Raw genomic sequence first — 16,830 nt, forward strand, 5'->3', positions numbered from 1 at the left:
ATCATTCAACCACCTGCGGCCGCGGCGTGCTGCGCCGCCATCTCATCGTCGGCGGCATTGATCCGCTGGAACGCAGGCCGGGAGGTCATGCGTTCGGCATAGCGAACGAATACATCTTTCTTCGGCACGATGCCAAACATCATCGTCCAGCTGAACGCGAGACCCCACAAGATATCGGCAGCCGTCATGCGCTCGCCGAGCAGATACTGCCCCTTCGACAATTGCGTCTCGAGGGCGCCCAGCATGGTGTCGTAATCGGCATAGGGCGACTGCATGATCGGCGCCGGCTCGCGCTGCATGAACTTGTCGATCAAGGCCGGCTCGAACGATGCGCCGTAACAGGCGATCCAGCGCAGGTTAGGACCGCGCAGCGGATCATTCAGCGCGGGCGTCAGCCCCGCCTGCGGAAACAGGTCGGCGAGATAGATGGTGATCGCGACCTGCTCGGTCACCAGCGCCTCGCCGTGGCGGACCGCCGGCACCTTGCCGAGCGGATTGATGGCGAGATAGGCGCCCTGGCGCTGCTCGCCGGCCTTCATGTTGAGGACGTGGAGATCGTAGGGCGCGCCCAGCTCCTCCAGCAGCACCCGCGCGCCGGTGGCGCGGGTTTGCGGCGAATAATACAGGGTGATGCGGTTCTGATCGGTCATAGCAGGTCTCCATCTGGCCGGCTGGCGATGGCGCTTGTAGCGGACCATACCTGACATCTTGTGTCAGGTATGGTTTAAGGGACCATGCGCGCGAGCAGAATGCTGTCGATCCTCACCACCCTCCAGGCCAGGGGGCAGGTCACTGCGCCCGAGCTTGCGGAGGCCTGCGAGGTCTCCGTGCGCACGATCTATCGCGACATCGACGCGCTCGCGGCGTCCGGCGTCCCCGTTTATGCCGACCGCGGCGCGGAGGGCGGCTATCGCCTGCTCGACGGTTATCGCGTGCGTTTGAACGGCCTGTCGCAGAACGAGGCGGAGGCCCTGTTCCTTGCGGGACTGCCGGGACCGGCCGCGGCGCTCGGGCTGGACGCGGCGATGATCGCCGCGCAGAACAAGCTGATGGCGGCACTCCCGGCCAACCTTCGCGAAGACGCCGGGCGGATGCAGGAGCGTTTTCACCTGGATGCACCCGGCTGGTTCGGCGAGACGGAAGAACCCAAACATCTGCGCACCATTGCCGGCGCCGCTCTGCGCGGGACGCTGATCAAGATCCGCTACCAGAGCTGGCGCGCGGAGAAGCAGCGCCGCGTCGCGCCGCTCGGTCTCGTGCTGAAGGGCGGCAGCTGGTATCTCGCAGGCCAAGTCGACGGCAGTGTGCGCACCTATCGTGTCGCGCGCGTGCTGGACTGCACCGCGCTCGACGACCGCTTCGATCGTCCCGCCGCGTTCGATCTCGCCGCCTATTGGCAGGCTGCGACGCTTCGCCTCGAAGCCGAGATGCATCCCAATGTCGCGATCGTGCGGCTGTCGCCATTAGGCGTCAAACTGCTCGACGCGCTGAGCCAGCCTTATGTCAGGGCACGCACGCAACTTGAAGAGACCATCGATGCGGACGGCTGGCGCATCGCGCGCGTGCCGACCGGCAAGACGTCATGGCACGCGGCATCCGAATTGTTGCGGCTGGGGTCCGAGGCCGAAGTGCTGGAGCCCGCCGATCTCCGCGAGAAGATGGCGGAGATGACGCAGGCGATGGCTGCGTGCTATCGCGCAGCGGCGCGAAAAGCCTGACGGCGGCGCATTTCGCCGAAACCCGCGAAACATTCCTGAAACACGATTCCTGCCTCGCGCCCTGAACGCGTTCGCGTCTCGGCCCGACGGAGATGCAGGGACACAACAACGGCCTTAGCGCCACACTGGAGAATGAAAATGTTTCGTAAGCTTGCTCTTGGTCTGATCGCCGCTGGTTCGCTCGGTGCTGCCGGTCTCGCGCCCACCGCGGCTTCGGCCCACGGCTTCCATCATCACTGGGGTCCCGGCTGGGGTTTTGGCGGCGTCTACGTCAACACCGGCGTCAGCAACTGCTACCAGGAGCGCGTCGTCCAGACCCGCCACGGCCTGCGCGTCCGCGTCGTGAATGTCTGCGCCTACGGGATCTACTGATATCTGACGCCCTCGACAAAACTCCGGCCGCGCTGCGGCCGGAGTTTTGCATTGGGTTAACCTATCTGCCGCTGCCGGCGAAACCAGGCCCAGGTCTCGCGCGTCGTCGCGATATAGCCGCGGCCGCGATAGACGATCTCGCCGTCCACGATCTCGTTCAGCTTCGGCAGGGCGTGGAAGGGGATCGAAGGATAGGCGTGATGCTCGACGTGGTAGGGCATATTCCACGCGAACCATTTGACGATCGCGCTGGTGTAGGTGGTGCGCGTGTTCTGGAAGGCGCTGCGGGTGCGGTCGCAGCCGGTGTGCTCGGCATAGAGATAGGGCCGCAGGAAGGACTGCCCGATCATGAGCGGGACAATCCAGACCCAGAGCAGCAACGCCGAGGAGAACCATAGCGAGAGCGCGAGCAGCAGCGCATAGAGCCCGGCATAGGCGCGCGCCTCGCGCACGATGATGGCGCGCTTGTTTTCGGGAATCCAGGGCACGGTGACCTTGCCGGTGACGGCGTGGCCGAGCATCAACCGGAGGCGGCCGGCGACCTGAAGCAGGCCGCTATAGGCGAGCGCGAGCTGCGTGTCGGATTTCGGCTTCACGCCGACGATCAGCTCCGGGTCCTTGTCCGGATCCTGGGTGTAGCGGTGATGGTCCCAGTGAAACAGGCAGTAATATTCGTAAGGTTGTCCGATGACGAAGGCCGAGGGATAGCCGACCGCAAGGTTGAGGGCACGGCTCCTGAACGCGGTCTTGTGCGCGGTCTCGTGCAGCGCCATGAACAGGAAGGCGACGAAATAGCCCTGCACCGCCATCAGCGGCAGCGCCCATAACACGCCCCAGGCTGAAGAGACCTTCCAGACCAGCGCGCCGACCAGCACGATCAGGCCGTAATGGCTCAGACTTTTCGCGGCCCCCCTGAGATTGGAGCGCACCGACAATTCACGCAGCATCGCCGGGCTCAGCGGCTTCAGGCGATGGCCGGGCTCTGAAACGGTCGCGTCAGTCATCATCGAAGGCTCGCCCTACTTGCTGAGAAGCTCTGCGACCTCGGCCTTGAGGAAGGCCTGGTCGCGCGGATTGTTGACGGGGTTGCCGGCGCGATGGCCGTGCAGCGACGGGATCGGATGCAGCACCGCCGATTTTGCGTTGATCAGCCTGCCGAGCTCGTCCTCGTTATCGCGGACGTCGAAATAGCGGTCGGTCGCACCCGGCATCAGCAGCACATGCGCCTTGATCGCGGCCAGCGCCCGATCGAGATCGCCGCCGAATGAAACGCAACGACTGATGTCACCGCGCTGCCAGATCCCGGCTTGCGCGAGGAGATCGTTGGCGTCGCGCCGGGCAAAGGTCGCGTCCCAGTTCCGGACCAGGTAATCCTCGAGCGAGGTAAATCCCGCCTCCCGCCACAGCTCGTCGCGGTAAAAGCCGTGCGACATCGCCCAGCCGGCATAGACGCGTCCCATGGCGCGATAGCCGGCAACGGGCTTCTCGACGAAGCGGCCGTCGCGGAAGGCGGGATCACCGGTCAGCGCGGCCTTCACGCTTTCGAGGAAGACGTAATTATAGGGCGCGCAGCGCGCACTGCCGCAGACCACCGCGGCCCGCGCGACCATGTCGGGATGCAGCGCCGCCCAATGATAGGTCTGCATGCCGCCCATCGACCAGCCATAGACCAGCGCGAGCTTTGTGATACCGAAACGCTCGGTCAGCAGACGGTGCTGGATCGCGATGGCGTCGTGATAGGTGATTTGCGGGAAAGGCGCCTCGCCGGAATTCGACGGCGAGGACGACAGGCCGTTGCCGAACAGGTTCGGGATGATGATGAAGTAGCGCGTAGGGTCGAGCACGCCATCGGGCCCGATCAGCCACTCCGTGTCGTAGTGTTGGGCGCTGAACGAGGTCGGGTAGAGGATAACGTTGTCCCTGGCGGGGCTGAGGGTGCCGTAAGTCTTGTAGGCGAGCTTCATCGCGGGGAAGACGGCGCCGGACTGAAGCGTGACGTCGCCGGCCTCAAAGATCTCGTAGTCGCGCTGCCCGGTCATGCGTCCAACTCCCGCTCACGCGGCCGCAGCATGCGCCCGCCGCAACCACGATGCATCGTTCGTGCCGGACCAGCAAACGCATCGTTGCGCTGCGCTTAATATCTGTACTTATAGTACAGTTATTAGATCAGGACAAGGGGGTTTTGGTCGTCGCGCGTCAGGCGATGGCCGCGATGTATCGCTGCACGGACGCTGCGAATGCGGCCTTGGCGCCGGAGGCGATGTTGCGGCCCCACCAGGCGCCGTAGATGCGGTCAAAGGCGAGCGGCTCCACAGCAGCCGCGATCCGCCGCACCGCGGAGGCGTTGAGCGGCATGTAGTTCGGATAGGAGTACATGAAGCTGACGAAGCGGCGGTCCATCGTCACCTGCGCAATGTCGCCGGTGAGCAGCGCGCCCTTGCCCTCCGCACCGCGCGCATGGTGCAGCATGGTCGCGCCCGCGAAATGACCGCCGGTGCGGAGCAGCAGCACATCGTCGGAGATGCGCTGTTGATCACCGGTCCAGTGCACGATGGCGGGATGCGGACGCGTCACCCATTGGCGATCATCGGCATGCAGATAGACCGGCACACCGCCGAACGCCTCGCTCCAGTCGGCAAGCGCGCCATAGTAATGCGGATGCGAGATCGCGATCGCCTTCAATCCGCCGAGCGACCGCACATGCGCGATCGCTTCCGACGTCGCTAGCGGAATGCAATCCCACATCACGCATCCGCCGCCGTCGGGGACCAGCAGCGCGCGCTGCCCGATGGCAAAGCTCGACTCGAGCGCAAGGCCGGTGAGGCCGAGATCATCGCGCCAGACCAGGCGGTGGCCGCCAGCCAGCTCCGCGCGTGTGAGGAAGGTTTGGCCCTTCCAGTTCACGAACTGCCGCTCGTCCTCGCAGATCGGACAGGATGCGGGCGGATTTCCGCTGTCCGAAAATTGCGCGCCGCAGGTTTCGCAGGTCCAGAGAGGCATGGCCATGATCCAGAAGAAGGAGGGGACACCCACGAGATGACGCCGTAGCCCTCCCATCGCAAGTGCGGAGGAACCAACCCGGCTAGCACATGTTACTTTCCGGTCCGCCCCGGCGCCAGTTGGCCGGTCATGTCAGCCCGTCTTGTCAGCCCTGCTTGTGCAAGACCATTTCCGCCGGCAGTCGCTCAACGTCCCGATGGCATCGCGCTCCCCTCCCCGCCTCTGGCCCCTCTACGCAGTCAACTTCTTCATGGCCGACATGCAGTCGGGCATCGGACCGTTCGTCGGCGTGTTCCTCCAGGAGCGCGGCTGGGCGACCGGATTGATCGGCACCGCGCTGACGATCGGCAATGTCGCGGGCATGCTGGCCACGACGCCGATCGGCGGTTTCATCGATTCCAGCCGCAACAAGCGCCTGTGGGTCGTCATCCCCGGCATCTGCGTGGTGCTTGCGTCCGCAATCATCCTGATCTCGCAGAATTTCTGGGCGGTCACGTTGTCGCAAGTCGCGCAATCGCTGGCGAGCGCCGCGATCGTGCCGGCGGTCACAGGCATCACCCTCGGCATCGCCAAACAAAAAGGCTTCAATGCGCTGAACGGCCGCAACCAGGCCTTCAACCATGCCGGCAACATGGTCGGCGCAGCGTTGTCGGGTTATCTCGGCTACAAGTTCGGCTATGTCTTCGTGTTCGTGCTGGCGGCCGTGTTCGGCGCCATCGCGATTGCCTGCGTGCTGATGATCCCCGCAAAGGCGATCGACGATCGCGCCTCGCGCGGCAGCAAGGAGGATGACCCTGACAGCGCGCCGGATGCGTTCACCATACTGCTCAAGCACCGGGCGCTGCTCGTGCTGGCGCTGGCGCTCGCGCTGTTTCATCTCGGCAACGCCGCGATCGTACCGCTCTATGGACTTGCGGCGGTGGCCGAAGGCCAGGCCAACGGCCCGACCTTCGTCGCGACCACCGTCGTGATCGCGCAGGGCGTGATGGTCGTGACGTCGCTGATCGCGATGAAGGCCGCGAGCAAGCGCAACTACTGGCCGGTGATCCTGGTCTCTTTCATGTTCCTGCCCATCCGCGGCGTGCTCGCCTTCTTCGTCACGGGATGGTGGGGCGTCGTGCCGATGCAGGTGCTCGACGGCATCGGCACCGGGCTGCAGACGGTGGCCGTCCCCGGCATGGTCGCGCGCTCACTCAACGGCACCGGCCGCATCAATCTCGGCCAGGGCGCCGTCATCACCGTGCAAGGCATCGGCGCGAGTCTCAGCCCCGCGCTCGGCGGCTGGATCGCGCAATGGATCGGCTACGGCCCGACCTTCCTGCTGCTCGGCGGCTTCGGGCTCGCATCGATGGTGTTGTGGCTGGCCTTCGGTGCCGCGGTGAAGAAGTATTGAGCCAAGCGGCCGCCCGGACATCACGGCGCGAATTGCTTTTACGATCCGGGCACACCGGGCTGCGGCACCAGGTCGCGGTCACAGCGCGTCACCGCGAGTGGCTTATCACGCAATCCAGCGCTTTTGCGGTTGCGGCGCACCGGCCTGACGATACAACCTGCCGTAAATCGCCAACCAACCTGCCCTTCCCGATCGATGATCCAGCCTCAACTCTCATTCGATGGCGACCCGAATGGCCAGGCCTATGAAAGATGGCGCGAGCAGTTCTGCCGCCAGGTCGCGGACGTCGATTTCGTTCCGATCGGGGAAGGACGTGTTCACCGGACCATTTCGCCGGCCATTCTTCCGCGCCTCCGACTCTCGGCCTCGTTCGGCACGCCGATCTCCTTCGTGTCGCTGGGGACGAACGACGAATTGGTGATCACGGTGTCGCCGAATTCGGCGCTGAGCGGGGCCATGGGACGACGTCCGCTGGAGGTCGCCGCCGGCGACGTCACGATCGGCGACCCCTCGATCAAGGGCGCCCATATCACCCAGACGACGCACGGCGACTTCCGGACGACGCTACTGCCGCGCAAGGCGCTGCTGCGCGCGTGCCCGAATGCCGAGGACCTGATTGCGCAGTCGATTCCCGGCGCCAATCCGATCACGGCGATGTACCTGCGATATTATGACCTTGCGCACACCTATGCCGACAAGCTCGCGCCCGCGGAGCTCGATGCAGTCTCGCAGCATCTGTTCGACCTCTCCGTGCTGATGATCGGCGCGCGCGGCGATGTCGCCGAGCAAGCTCGCATGCGCGGCCTTGCGGCGGCGCGTCTCGAAACGCTCAAATCCGACATCCTGGCCCAGCTCGACAGCCCCGCGCTGTCGCTCACCGTCCTTTCAGCCGCGCACCGGATCAGCCCGCGCACGATCCAGTTGATGTTCGAGCAGGCCGGCATCACCTATAGCGGCTTCGTTCTGGAGCAGCGGCTGCTTCGGAATCCAAACCTGCGAACGCGCAAGATCATCGAGATCGCGCACCTCGCCGGCTTTCACGACGTCTCCTACTTCCACCGCGCATTCCGCCGCCGCTTCGGACGGACGCCCGACGACGTCAGGATGCTTTCCGGCGAGATGGACTAGGCAAACTCAACCACGATCTTGCCGAATTGACCGCCCTGCTGCATCAGCCGCAACGCGTCCGGCACGGCGTCAAAGCCGAACGCACGGTCAATCACTGGCCTCATGCCGTTGCGCCCGATCGCGGCTGTCATCGCCTCGAACATCCGCCGGCTGCCGACCGACAGGCCGATGACGTGCAGGTTCTTGGAGAACAGGCTTGGAATCGCGATCTGCTGCGAAAAGCCGGTGAGCACGCCGATCACCAGAATGTTGCCACCGATCCTGACAGCCTCGAGCGACTGCGCAAAGGTATCCTTGCCGCCGACCTCGACGATGTGATCGACACCGCCGCCAGTCCAATCGGCCGCGGCCTTGCCCCACTCCGGCACCGAACGATAATTGATGGTGTGGTCGGCGCCGAGCGCCTTGGCACGTTCGAGCTTCTCGTCGCTCGACGACGTCACGATCACGCTCGCGCCGGTGAGCTTTGCGAATTGCAGCGCGAAGATCGAGACACCGCCGGTGCCCTGCACCAGCACGGTGTCACCGGGTTTCACCCTGGCCTCCTCGAACAGCGCGCGCCACGCCGTGAGGCCAGCACAGGGCAGCGTCGCCGCCTCCAGGAACGAAAGGTGCGATGGAATGCGGCTGACGCCCTCGGCATCGAGCAGCATCACCTCCTGCAACACGCCCGGCCGCGTGCCGCCGAGCGCATAGCGGCGGCTGGACGCCGACACCTTCCCGTCGATCCAGGACTGGAAGAACATCGGACAGACGCGATCGCCAACCGCAACGCGGGCAACACCGTCGCCGACCGCGATGACTTCGCCGGCACCGTCCGAGAACGGGATCAGCGGCAATCGGGAGACGCCGCCCTTACCCTGCACCGTGAGCAGATCACGGTAGTTGAGCGATGCCGCTTTCATCCGTACCGCGACCTGGCCGGGGCCAGGCGTCGGTTTCGGCAGATCGACCAGCTCCATCCCCTCGATCGACCAGTCGCGCGCGACTTGCCAGGCTTTCATGGCGACCGCTCCGTGCTTACGTCCCAAAATTCTTCTGGATCGCCTTGTCGAGTGTCTCGCCGCCGACGAAGCGCTGGCGGAGCTCGCGCTTGAGCAGCTTGCCGCTCGGGTTCTTCGGCAGGCTGTCGACGAAGATGACGCGCTTGGGCACCTTGAAATGCGCCATCTGGCCGGCGCAGTGCTTGATGACGGTGTCCTCGTCGAGCTTCTCGCCGGTCTTGACCACGACGATCGCCGTGACCGCCTCGATCCAGCGCGGATCGGGCAGGCCGACCACGGCAACCTCGGAGACCGCGGGGATGCGGTAGACCATCTCCTCGACCTCGCGGCTCGCGACATTCTCGCCGCCGGTCTTGATCATGTCCTTGACGCGGTCGACCACGGTGATGTGGCCGTCCTCATCGATGGTGGCGAGATCGCCGGAGTGAAACCAGCCGCCGCTGAATGCCGCCGCGGTCTTCACGGGATCGTTGTAGTAGCCGGAGAGAAGATGCGGCGAGCGGTGAACGATCTCCCCGACCTCGCCGACTTTCACATCTTCCATCGCCGTGTTGACCACGCGCGTCTCGACATTGAGCACGGGCTTGCCGGCCGAGCCGGCCTTGCGCAGCTGGTCCTCGGGCCGCAGCACGGTCGCGAGCGGCGCGATCTCGGTCTGGCCGTAGAAATTCCAGAACTTGACGTTGGGCAGGCGGCGCTGCAGCTCGAGCAGCACCTCCACGGGCATGATCGAGGCGCCGTAATAACCCTTCTGAAGTGTCGACAGATCGGTCTTGTCGAAATTCGGCGAGCGCAGCATCGCGATCCAGATCGTCGGCGGCGCGAAGAACGAGGTGATCTTGTGCGCCTGGACCAGCGCCAGGATGTTGTCGGCGGTCGGCTTGCCCGTGATCACGCCCGAGGCGCCGAGATAGATCTGCGGTCCCAGGAAGACGTCGAGCTGGGCGCAATGATAGAGCGGCAGCGCGTGCAGGAACTTGTCGTCCGCGCTCATGCCGCCGTCGATGATGCAGCTGACGTACTGCCACATCACGGCTTCATGGGTCAGCATCGCGCCCTTGGGCAGCGATTCCGTGCCGCTGGTATAGACAATCTGTGCGAGATCGCGGCTGTCGACCGAGGCCTCCAGGAACGCGCCGTCGGGGTTGAGGAGATCGTCGAAAGTGGTGAGGCCCGCGGGCGCCGTGGCCGGATCCTCGCCCGGCAGCCAGACCATCTTTTCGACCGCGCAGCCTTTGGCCGAAGCCGCGCGCGCGGGCTCGACGAAATCGGGACCGGTCGCGAGCAGTTTTGCGCCGGAGCTCTTCAGGATGAAATTGATCTCGTCCGGATTGAGCATGAAGTTGATCGGCACCAGCACCGCGCCGATGCGGGCCACCGCAAAACGCAGCGCGGCAAAGGCATGCGAGTTGCGCGAGAGCACGGCGAGACGGTCGCCCTTTTTCACGCCAAGACCGAGCAGGCCGCGGCCGAGCCGGTTGCAGATCGCGTCCATCTCGGCGAACGTCCAGCTGACATGGCCGCAGCTCACCGCGAGCTTGTCCGGCTCGCGGCCTGCCGAGCGGCGCAGAAGATCACCAATGGAATGCTCGCGCGCTTTCGAGATGGTGGCCGCGGTGTCGCTCGACATTTCTACTCCCCGGGATTTGCAATTTGCGCGAAGCGTAGTCGGCGCTGTCGGCCGGGTCAAATTGCCTGCATGCTGGCGTCATGACGCAAGAATTGCCGCTTCACCGAGGCAAACTTGGGCTGGTGCACCCACTAAAAATGTCGGGGGAAATGCCATGTATCGGATCGCGCTCGCCGCCTTCGCGGCCGGCCTGCTGTCTGCGTTTTTCATCAATCCATCGTCCGCCCAGCAGGCCCCGCTCAAGATCGGCGTGCTCTCCGACTTCTCCTCGGTCTATTCCGACATCGGCGGCCAGGGGAATGTCGAGGCCACCAAGATGGCGATCGAGGATTTTGGCGGCCAGACGTTCGGCAAGCCGATCGAGATGGTCGCAGCCGACGTGCTCAACAAGCCCGACGTCGCCTCCACCATCGCGCGAAAGTGGTGGGAGACCGAGGGTGTCGACATGATCATCGACCTGCCGACCTCGGCCACCGCGCTCGCGGTGATGGAGCTGTCGAAGCAGTACGAGAAGGTGATGATCGTGGCCGACGCGGCAAGCTCCGACATCACCGGAAAATCCTGCTCGCCCTACACCGCGCACTGGACTTATGACACCTATGCCAACGCCCACACCGTCGGTAGCGCCATCGTCAAGAACGGCGGCGACAGCTGGTTCTTCCTCACCGCCGACTACGTGTTCGGCCATTCGGTCGAGCGCGACACCTCCGACGTGGTCAAGGCTGCCGGCGGCAAGGTGCTCGGCAGCGTCAAGCATCCGCTCAACACGGCCGATTTCTCGTCATTCCTGCTGCAGGCCCAGGCCTCCAAGGCCAAGATCATCGGGCTCGCCAATGGCGGCGGTGACACCATCAACGCGATCAAGCAGGCCGGCGAGTTCGGCATCGTCGCCGGCGGCCAGAACCTGGCTGCGATCGTGATGTTCATCTCCGACGTGCACAGCCTGGGCTTGAAGCTCGCGCAAGGCCTGATCATCACCGAGGCCTATTACTGGGACCTCAACGACAAGACCCGCGCCTTCGGCAAGCGTTTCCAGGAGCGCGTCAAGCGCATGCCGACCATGAACCAGGCCGCGACCTACAGCGCGACGCTGCACTATCTGAAGGCCGTCCAGGCCGCCGGTACCCGGGACACCAAGACGGTGATGGCGAAGATGCGCGAGCTGCCGGTGAAGGACGCGTTCACCGACAACGGCACACTCCGCGAGGACGGCCGCATGGTGCACAGCATGTACCTGTTCCAGGTGAAGAAGCCCGAGGAATCGAAGGGCCCGTGGGACTATTACAAGCTGCTCGCGGAAGTGCCGGCCGACCAGGCGTTCCGGCCGCTAAAGGACGGCGGCTGTCCCCTGGTGAAGTGAGGCAACCGGTACGCAAGGCCTAGCCTCGCGTACCCTGCCGGTCCAAGCTCAGGGCTTGTGCCCCTTCTGGCGCAGCGCCTCGATGAGGCGCTGCTTCAGTTCGTCGGCGGCCTTCTGGTTGACGTCCTGGCCGATCTGCGCGCTCGCCTGCGCCAGCACATCCGACTTTTCCAGAAACTTCTTCCCGGCAGGCTGGGCATAGAACGCCTCGATCTGGCGCAGCTCGTCGACGGTGAAGTTTTGGGCATAAAGAGCGGCGATCTGGTCGATCATCGAGGCAAAGAACGGCGCGTAGATGTTGGAGCCCGGCGCCGTCATTGCGTCATAATCGTGCTCGATCTCAGGCCGGTCCTGTGCGACCACGGGTCTCAGCTTGAGCAGGAGCTGCGGGAGCGCCGCGCGATACTGATCTGCGATCTTCAGCGTGGCGACGAGTTTTCGCGCAGCATCCATCGCCTCGGGCGACGGCCCTTGCGCCGACGCGTTGCAGACGAGGAGCAGGAGGGCGCCGGCAATCGTCAACAAAAATCTCGACATGCATCTCTCCCGAAAAATCGTCCCGGCGACGCGATGTGTTCTCAGCGGCGAGCCTGAGCCGCGCCGATGACCGTTACCGGCACGCCATCGGCGGCGGCCTCGGTCTCGTCGTCGACATCCGTCACCTTGACGAAGAGGCTGGGCACCCGCTCGGCGCGGTCGAGCAGCCACGCCGCCCCGAACATGATGACGAAGCCGGCGAACGAGACGGCGAGTTGCTCCCAGACGCCCCTGGTGAATTGCATCAGGATCCAATGCGCCGAGAACGACAGGAAAACGCTGAGGCAAAAGATCGGCAGCGAATGCTGGCCGCAGAGGATGACCGGGTGTACCCATTTCAAATGCAACGCTTTCCAGTGGCGCGGGATGAAATAGGTCATCCAGATCGCCAGCGCCAGAAAGTGCGTGAAGCGCAGCATGTCGAGGTCGGTCTTGTCGATCGGGTAGATCGCCTTGATCATCCATTTCGGGATCAGCGCCTCGAGCGCAGGGATGTGCCAGGTCATCACGATCAGGAATGCGAAGGCGAGCCAGGCCGCCGCCAGCGTCATCGCCGCCTTCGACCACACCCATTTTGCGATCTTGTCGATCTGGCCGACGCCGCACCAGGCGGCGAACACGAACATCAGCTGCCAGCAGAACGGGTTGAAGTACCAGGTCGTGCCCGGCGGATAGGAGGCGATGTTCCAGTCGAACCGGCGCGCCAACACGTACAACACTACGGAGGCAGCCAGCGTCAGGTTTGGCCGGCGCACCAGGCCCCACACGATGAAGGGCGCGGCGAGCACCAGCGTGATGTAGAGCGGCAGCACGTCGAGATTGACCGGCTTGTAGCGCAGCGAGAGCGCCTGACCTATCAGGATGTCCGGATGGTCGAGAAATTTGTGAACGTTGAACTCGTCCGCATACATCGGGTTGTCGAACCTCCTGACCGTGCGCGCGATCTGCGCAGTGAACAGCAGGAACAGCATGATGTGGGCAACATACATCTCGCCCGCGCGCCGCCACAGCCGCTTCAGCGCGGCGAGAAACCAGCCGCCGGCGACGATCGGCCCGTAGATCCAGCCGACGAGGTAGCCGGAGATGAAGACGAAGAACTCGGCGGCGTCGCTGAAGCCGTAATTGCGCAAGGTCAGCCAGGCCACGACGTCGTGCGGGATGTGATCGAGGAAGATCATCCACAACCCGATGCCGCGGAAGAGATCGAGCCGCAAATCGCGCTCGACCGGCGCCAACAAAGCCGACTGGTCCCGTGTGATCATGACCCCGCCTCGTCCGGTAGGCGTCGCGCCGTCGCGGCGCCGAAAGATCGAATGCTAAAAAATGTAAATCAAAAGTCACCTGGCCCTGCGGCTAGTAGCAACGGTAGCCGACCTTGGCGTCCGTGCAAGGGGCTTCGTCATCGGAGCGGGCGGGGCTGCCTCTACAGCCGTCTGGCGGTGGCGCCCCATCAAAAAATGTCGAAAACAACCCCATGCACAGTAGAGACGGTCTCTTAAGTCCTTGCTTTGCCTGCGAAACTCAAATGACCCGTCGGGCAAAAAAACAGCCCGACGGTACGATCGCACGCCAGGGAGCAGGGTCAGGTCAGCTCGCCGCCCCGGGCGAGCATCCCGGTCAGCATCGCCTCGGCCTTGTGCTGCAGCGGCAGCGCGCCGCTCTCGGAGGCGATCGCGATGGTCGCGCGCAGGGCGGCGAGGATGGCCACCTTGTTCTCCTCGCCGGAGGATGGCGTCACCACGGCCTCGCCGAACAGGGCCTCGGCCTCGAGGCCGGAGAACCCCTGCTGGCGGGCGGTGTTGCGCGCCTCGCGCAGCATGTTCTGCGCGGCCTGGACGTCGCCGAGGCGGAAGGTTGCGAGCGCAAGGTAGATCGAGCTGCGCAGCACCGCCGAGGTATAGCCGACCGCCTTCGCCTCCTCGCGCGCCTCGGCCAGCATGCCGCGCGCCCGGTCGAACAGCCCCTGCTCCAGATAGGCGATGCCGAGATGACAGGCGAGCACCGGCACGAACAGCCGGATGCCGTGCTTCTGCGCCAGCACAAAACCGTCTTCGAGAATGGCGGCGGCCGCGGCGGGCTCGTTGCGGCCGAGCATCAGCCAGCCGCCGCTATAGGCGGCGGCGACGCGATCGTAGGGGCGGCCCGTCTCCTCCGCGATCGCGGCGGCCTGCTGCTGGAGCTGGCCGGCGATATCGAGCTCTCCCATGACCGTGTGGGTGAAGCTCTTCATCATGCAGCAAAGGAGGAGCGTGTATTTTGGGGGAGTTCCGAAGGGCGCGCTTGCTTCCGGCCCCATGAGGTTAGCGCGGCCTTGCGCCAACGTCTGCTCCGCTTCGCGATATCGACCGGCGAGAAAATAGGCCTGTCCCAGATTGTATTGTGCAAGGTTGCGCCAACCCGGGTTGCCTGACTTCTCAGCGAGGCCAACGACCTCCTGGCCGAGCGCAACCGCTTCAATTGGCGTTCCGTAGAAATTCTGTCCACCCGCCATGACGGTCATGGCGGCGACCTTTCTTCCGATGTCGTCAATTCCACTAGCCCGGCGTTCGGCCTCTTTTCCGAGATCGATCCACTCGGCAACCTGACCGGACCAGATGAATGCCATTCGCGCCTCCATCCGGAGGTCGATTGCATCTGCCTCCCGCGAGAGAGTCATCGGCATCTTGTCGAGCGAACTCATCGCGATCCCGAAATAGTCGACCGCATCGGCATACGCCGAGCGCACAAGACATTTCTGCGCGGCACCTCTCCCGTACCCGAACGCTTTCAGCCAATCCTTCGCGCGCATTGCGTGGTAGCAAAGCGTGTCAGGACCGTCGCTCCATGTCTCGTCGCTTTCGAAGGCCGCAAGAATTCGCCCATGTATATTTTCGCGCACCTTTTCGACCATCGACTCGTAGGTCACTTGGCGAACCATCTCGTGCTGGAACTCGATCGAGTCCTCAAGTTCACTATCGATCCTGACGAGGATCTCGGCTCGGTCGAGCGCTCCGAGGCAATCCTGGAGAATGTCTTCGGGCAGCGCGGCGACGTTCCGCAGCATCATCACGCTTGAGCGCGGCCCCAGCGCCGCCGCTATTTGGAGAACCGAGCGTTCCTGCCTTGAGACACGATCGAGCCGCGCCGCAATCACCCCCTGAATGCTGGTGGGGATGCCGAGCTCGTCAATAGGTCGAACGAGCGCAAGGTCACCCCACTGACCGCGAAGCGTGCCACTATCTTTCAGTCCACGGCAGACTTCCTCGAGAAACAGGGGAACGTTGGCAGTATGAGAGATGATCCGGTTCTTCAAATCGGTGTTCATCGCCGACGGTCCGAGCATATCGGCCAACATGGCCAATCCCGAATCGTCGTCCAGGGGGCGCATTGCGATCACTTCCGCGTGGCAGCGCGCGATCCACTCAGGCATGCCGTTCGGCCTGCTCGTTAGAAAAACTATCAGGTTGGGGCTCTGCAACGACGCGATTGCAGCAACAACCGTATCGCTGGCTCGGTCGATCCAGTGCAGGTCCTCGATGAGAAGAACGGTGCGCTGCTGGAGGGCCAAGCTTTGAACGATGGCGCAACTTGCATCGGAAATGGCACGCGCGCGCGCGTAAGGCTCCAACTCACTCCAGCGAGGATCCTCGACCTGAATATCCAATATGGAATCGATCGCGAGCTGATCGATTGCCCGCAACTCCTTTTTGATGTCGACCAGACCATCCGAATCTCTTGCGATAACTTCGAAGATTGAAAGTATAGTGCGCTTGAGCGCGCTGAAGGGTACGCCCTGAAGGTTCGGGCTGCACTCAGCGTCGATCAACCGCCAGCCATCGGCCTTGAGCACCTGGGCGAACTCATGTGCGAGCCGCGATTTTCCGATGCCTGCATCGCCGATCAGAAGGACCGTCTGCCGGCTTGCACTAGACCTCTCCGCGGCACGTCCCAACAGGGCCCGCTCGGTCGTGCGATCGACAAACCGCGAAACGCTCCGGGCTCGTCGCACCCGCCAGCTTGAAAGGTCGCTCGCTCCGACGACACGGTAGACCGGCAGCGGCTCGTTGAATCCGCGCAGCACCTTGAGACCCAAGGATTCGAACCGGACATGTCCATCCGCGAGTTTCTGGCAGGCTTCCGACACGTAGATCTGATTGGCCTCGGCCGCTGCCTCCAGCCGCGCGGCAAGATGCTGAGCGGCTCCTCCGATCTCGTAGACCTTGGAAAACTCGCTGGCGACCATATAGGCGACGACGTGCCCCGAATGGAGGCCGACCCGAACCTGAAGTCCGGGATCGCCAAGACTGCCAACACGCCGGACAAGCTCGATGGCCGCATGGCAGGCGAGCGGCGCATGGTTGTCGTCAGCGATCGGGGCACCAAAGACAGCGGCCAAGCCGTCCCCCAATTCCTTGCTGACGATGCCGCCAAACTGGCGTACCGCGCCCCTCATGGCCGCCAGCGCGGGCTCCAGGCGTGAGACGGCCTCCTCCGGCTCCAGTTCGGCAACAAGCCCTGTGGAGTCGATGACGTCGGCTCGGAGAATTGTCACAAACCGCCGCTCGCTGTCGGGATCAGCACGCCGACGTACCGCCGCCCCACACTTGGAGCACCAGCTATCGCCCGGATCAATCGCCGACTGACACGCGAAGCAATGCATTCCTGCGCCTTCAAGGATCGCGGCATCGCTGTCGTCCAGCGCCCGCGAG

At 64.1% G+C, this 16,830-nt stretch carries 14 protein-coding genes; 5 read left to right on the forward strand and 9 right to left on the reverse strand.

Annotation, left to right across the window (positions count from 1 at the left end):
- Positions 1-5 precede the first annotated feature (5 nt).
- On the reverse strand, positions 6-650 hold the full coding sequence (locus AC5ZFO_RS03000) for a glutathione S-transferase family protein (protein ID WP_496121306.1): 645 nt from the start codon (positions 648-650) through the stop codon (positions 6-8).
- A gap of 84 nt (positions 651-734) precedes the next feature.
- On the opposite strand from AC5ZFO_RS03000, the gene AC5ZFO_RS03005 reads away from it, so the two are divergent.
- Positions 735-1,718, forward strand: a complete 984-nt coding sequence (locus AC5ZFO_RS03005; RefSeq protein WP_282519936.1) for a helix-turn-helix transcriptional regulator — start codon at positions 735-737, stop codon at positions 1,716-1,718.
- A 138-nt stretch (positions 1,719-1,856) separates the two neighbouring features.
- Entirely contained in the window at positions 1,857-2,090 is a 234-nt protein-coding gene (locus AC5ZFO_RS03010; protein WP_282519935.1) for a hypothetical protein, read from the forward strand.
- A 56-nt stretch (positions 2,091-2,146) separates the two neighbouring features.
- Here AC5ZFO_RS03010 and AC5ZFO_RS03015 read toward each other — a convergent pair whose 3' ends face one another.
- The 3 genes from AC5ZFO_RS03015 to AC5ZFO_RS03025 all read right to left on the reverse strand — a co-directional run bounded on the left by AC5ZFO_RS03015 (position 2,147) and on the right by AC5ZFO_RS03025 (position 5,090).
- The gene (locus AC5ZFO_RS03015) at positions 2,147-3,094 is read right to left on the reverse strand and encodes a fatty acid desaturase (protein ID WP_282520082.1); all 948 of its coding nucleotides are present in this window, start codon (positions 3,092-3,094) and stop codon (positions 2,147-2,149) included.
- Between the two features lie 15 nt (positions 3,095-3,109).
- Positions 3,110-4,129 (reverse strand): alpha/beta fold hydrolase, encoded by a 1,020-nt coding sequence (locus AC5ZFO_RS03020; protein ID WP_282519934.1) that lies wholly within the window; start codon positions 4,127-4,129, stop codon positions 3,110-3,112.
- A 157-nt stretch (positions 4,130-4,286) separates the two neighbouring features.
- The gene (locus AC5ZFO_RS03025; protein WP_282519933.1) at positions 4,287-5,090 is read right to left on the reverse strand and encodes an MBL fold metallo-hydrolase; all 804 of its coding nucleotides are present in this window, start codon (positions 5,088-5,090) and stop codon (positions 4,287-4,289) included.
- Between the two features lie 196 nt (positions 5,091-5,286).
- Between AC5ZFO_RS03025 and AC5ZFO_RS03030 the strand changes: the two genes are divergently transcribed.
- Both AC5ZFO_RS03030 and AC5ZFO_RS03035 read left to right on the forward strand, forming a co-directional pair.
- Entirely contained in the window at positions 5,287-6,483 is a 1,197-nt protein-coding gene (locus tag AC5ZFO_RS03030) for an MFS transporter (protein WP_496121456.1), read from the forward strand.
- 195 nt (positions 6,484-6,678) lie between these two features.
- Positions 6,679-7,611, forward strand: coding sequence for an AraC family transcriptional regulator (locus tag AC5ZFO_RS03035; protein WP_282519932.1), 933 nt, complete (start codon positions 6,679-6,681; stop codon positions 7,609-7,611).
- Here AC5ZFO_RS03035 and AC5ZFO_RS03040 read toward each other — a convergent pair.
- Together AC5ZFO_RS03040 and AC5ZFO_RS03045 are read right to left on the reverse strand one after the other, a co-directional pair.
- Positions 7,608-8,615, reverse strand: coding sequence for a zinc-dependent alcohol dehydrogenase family protein (locus AC5ZFO_RS03040; RefSeq protein ID WP_282519931.1), 1,008 nt, complete (start codon positions 8,613-8,615; stop codon positions 7,608-7,610). The genes AC5ZFO_RS03035 and AC5ZFO_RS03040 overlap by 4 nt on opposite strands.
- 16 nt (positions 8,616-8,631) lie before the next feature.
- Positions 8,632-10,245 (reverse strand): acyl-CoA synthetase, encoded by a 1,614-nt coding sequence (locus AC5ZFO_RS03045; protein ID WP_282519930.1) that lies wholly within the window; start codon positions 10,243-10,245, stop codon positions 8,632-8,634.
- 154 nt (positions 10,246-10,399) lie between these two features.
- On the opposite strand from AC5ZFO_RS03045, the gene AC5ZFO_RS03050 reads away from it, so the two are divergent.
- Positions 10,400-11,605: an ABC transporter substrate-binding protein gene (locus tag AC5ZFO_RS03050; protein ID WP_282519929.1), complete on the forward strand. Its 1,206-nt coding sequence runs from the start codon at positions 10,400-10,402 to the stop codon at positions 11,603-11,605.
- A 48-nt stretch (positions 11,606-11,653) separates the two neighbouring features.
- On the opposite strand, the gene AC5ZFO_RS03055 is transcribed toward AC5ZFO_RS03050, so the two are convergent.
- From AC5ZFO_RS03055 to AC5ZFO_RS03065, 3 genes are all read right to left on the reverse strand, one after another.
- Entirely contained in the window at positions 11,654-12,142 is a 489-nt protein-coding gene (locus AC5ZFO_RS03055) for a DUF2059 domain-containing protein (protein WP_282519928.1), read from the reverse strand.
- A 41-nt stretch (positions 12,143-12,183) separates the two neighbouring features.
- Positions 12,184-13,404, reverse strand: a complete 1,221-nt coding sequence (locus tag AC5ZFO_RS03060; protein WP_496121310.1) for an OpgC domain-containing protein — start codon at positions 13,402-13,404, stop codon at positions 12,184-12,186.
- Positions 13,405-13,724: 320 nt separating this feature from the next.
- Positions 13,725-16,781 carry an ATP-binding protein gene (locus tag AC5ZFO_RS03065; RefSeq protein WP_282519926.1) on the reverse strand — a complete coding sequence of 1,019 codons (3,057 nt, stop codon included), beginning with the start codon at positions 16,779-16,781 and terminating at the stop codon, positions 13,725-13,727.
- Between the last annotated feature and the right edge of the window lie 49 nt (positions 16,782-16,830).

Source organism: Bradyrhizobium sp. Unk1, from assembly GCF_059512345.1.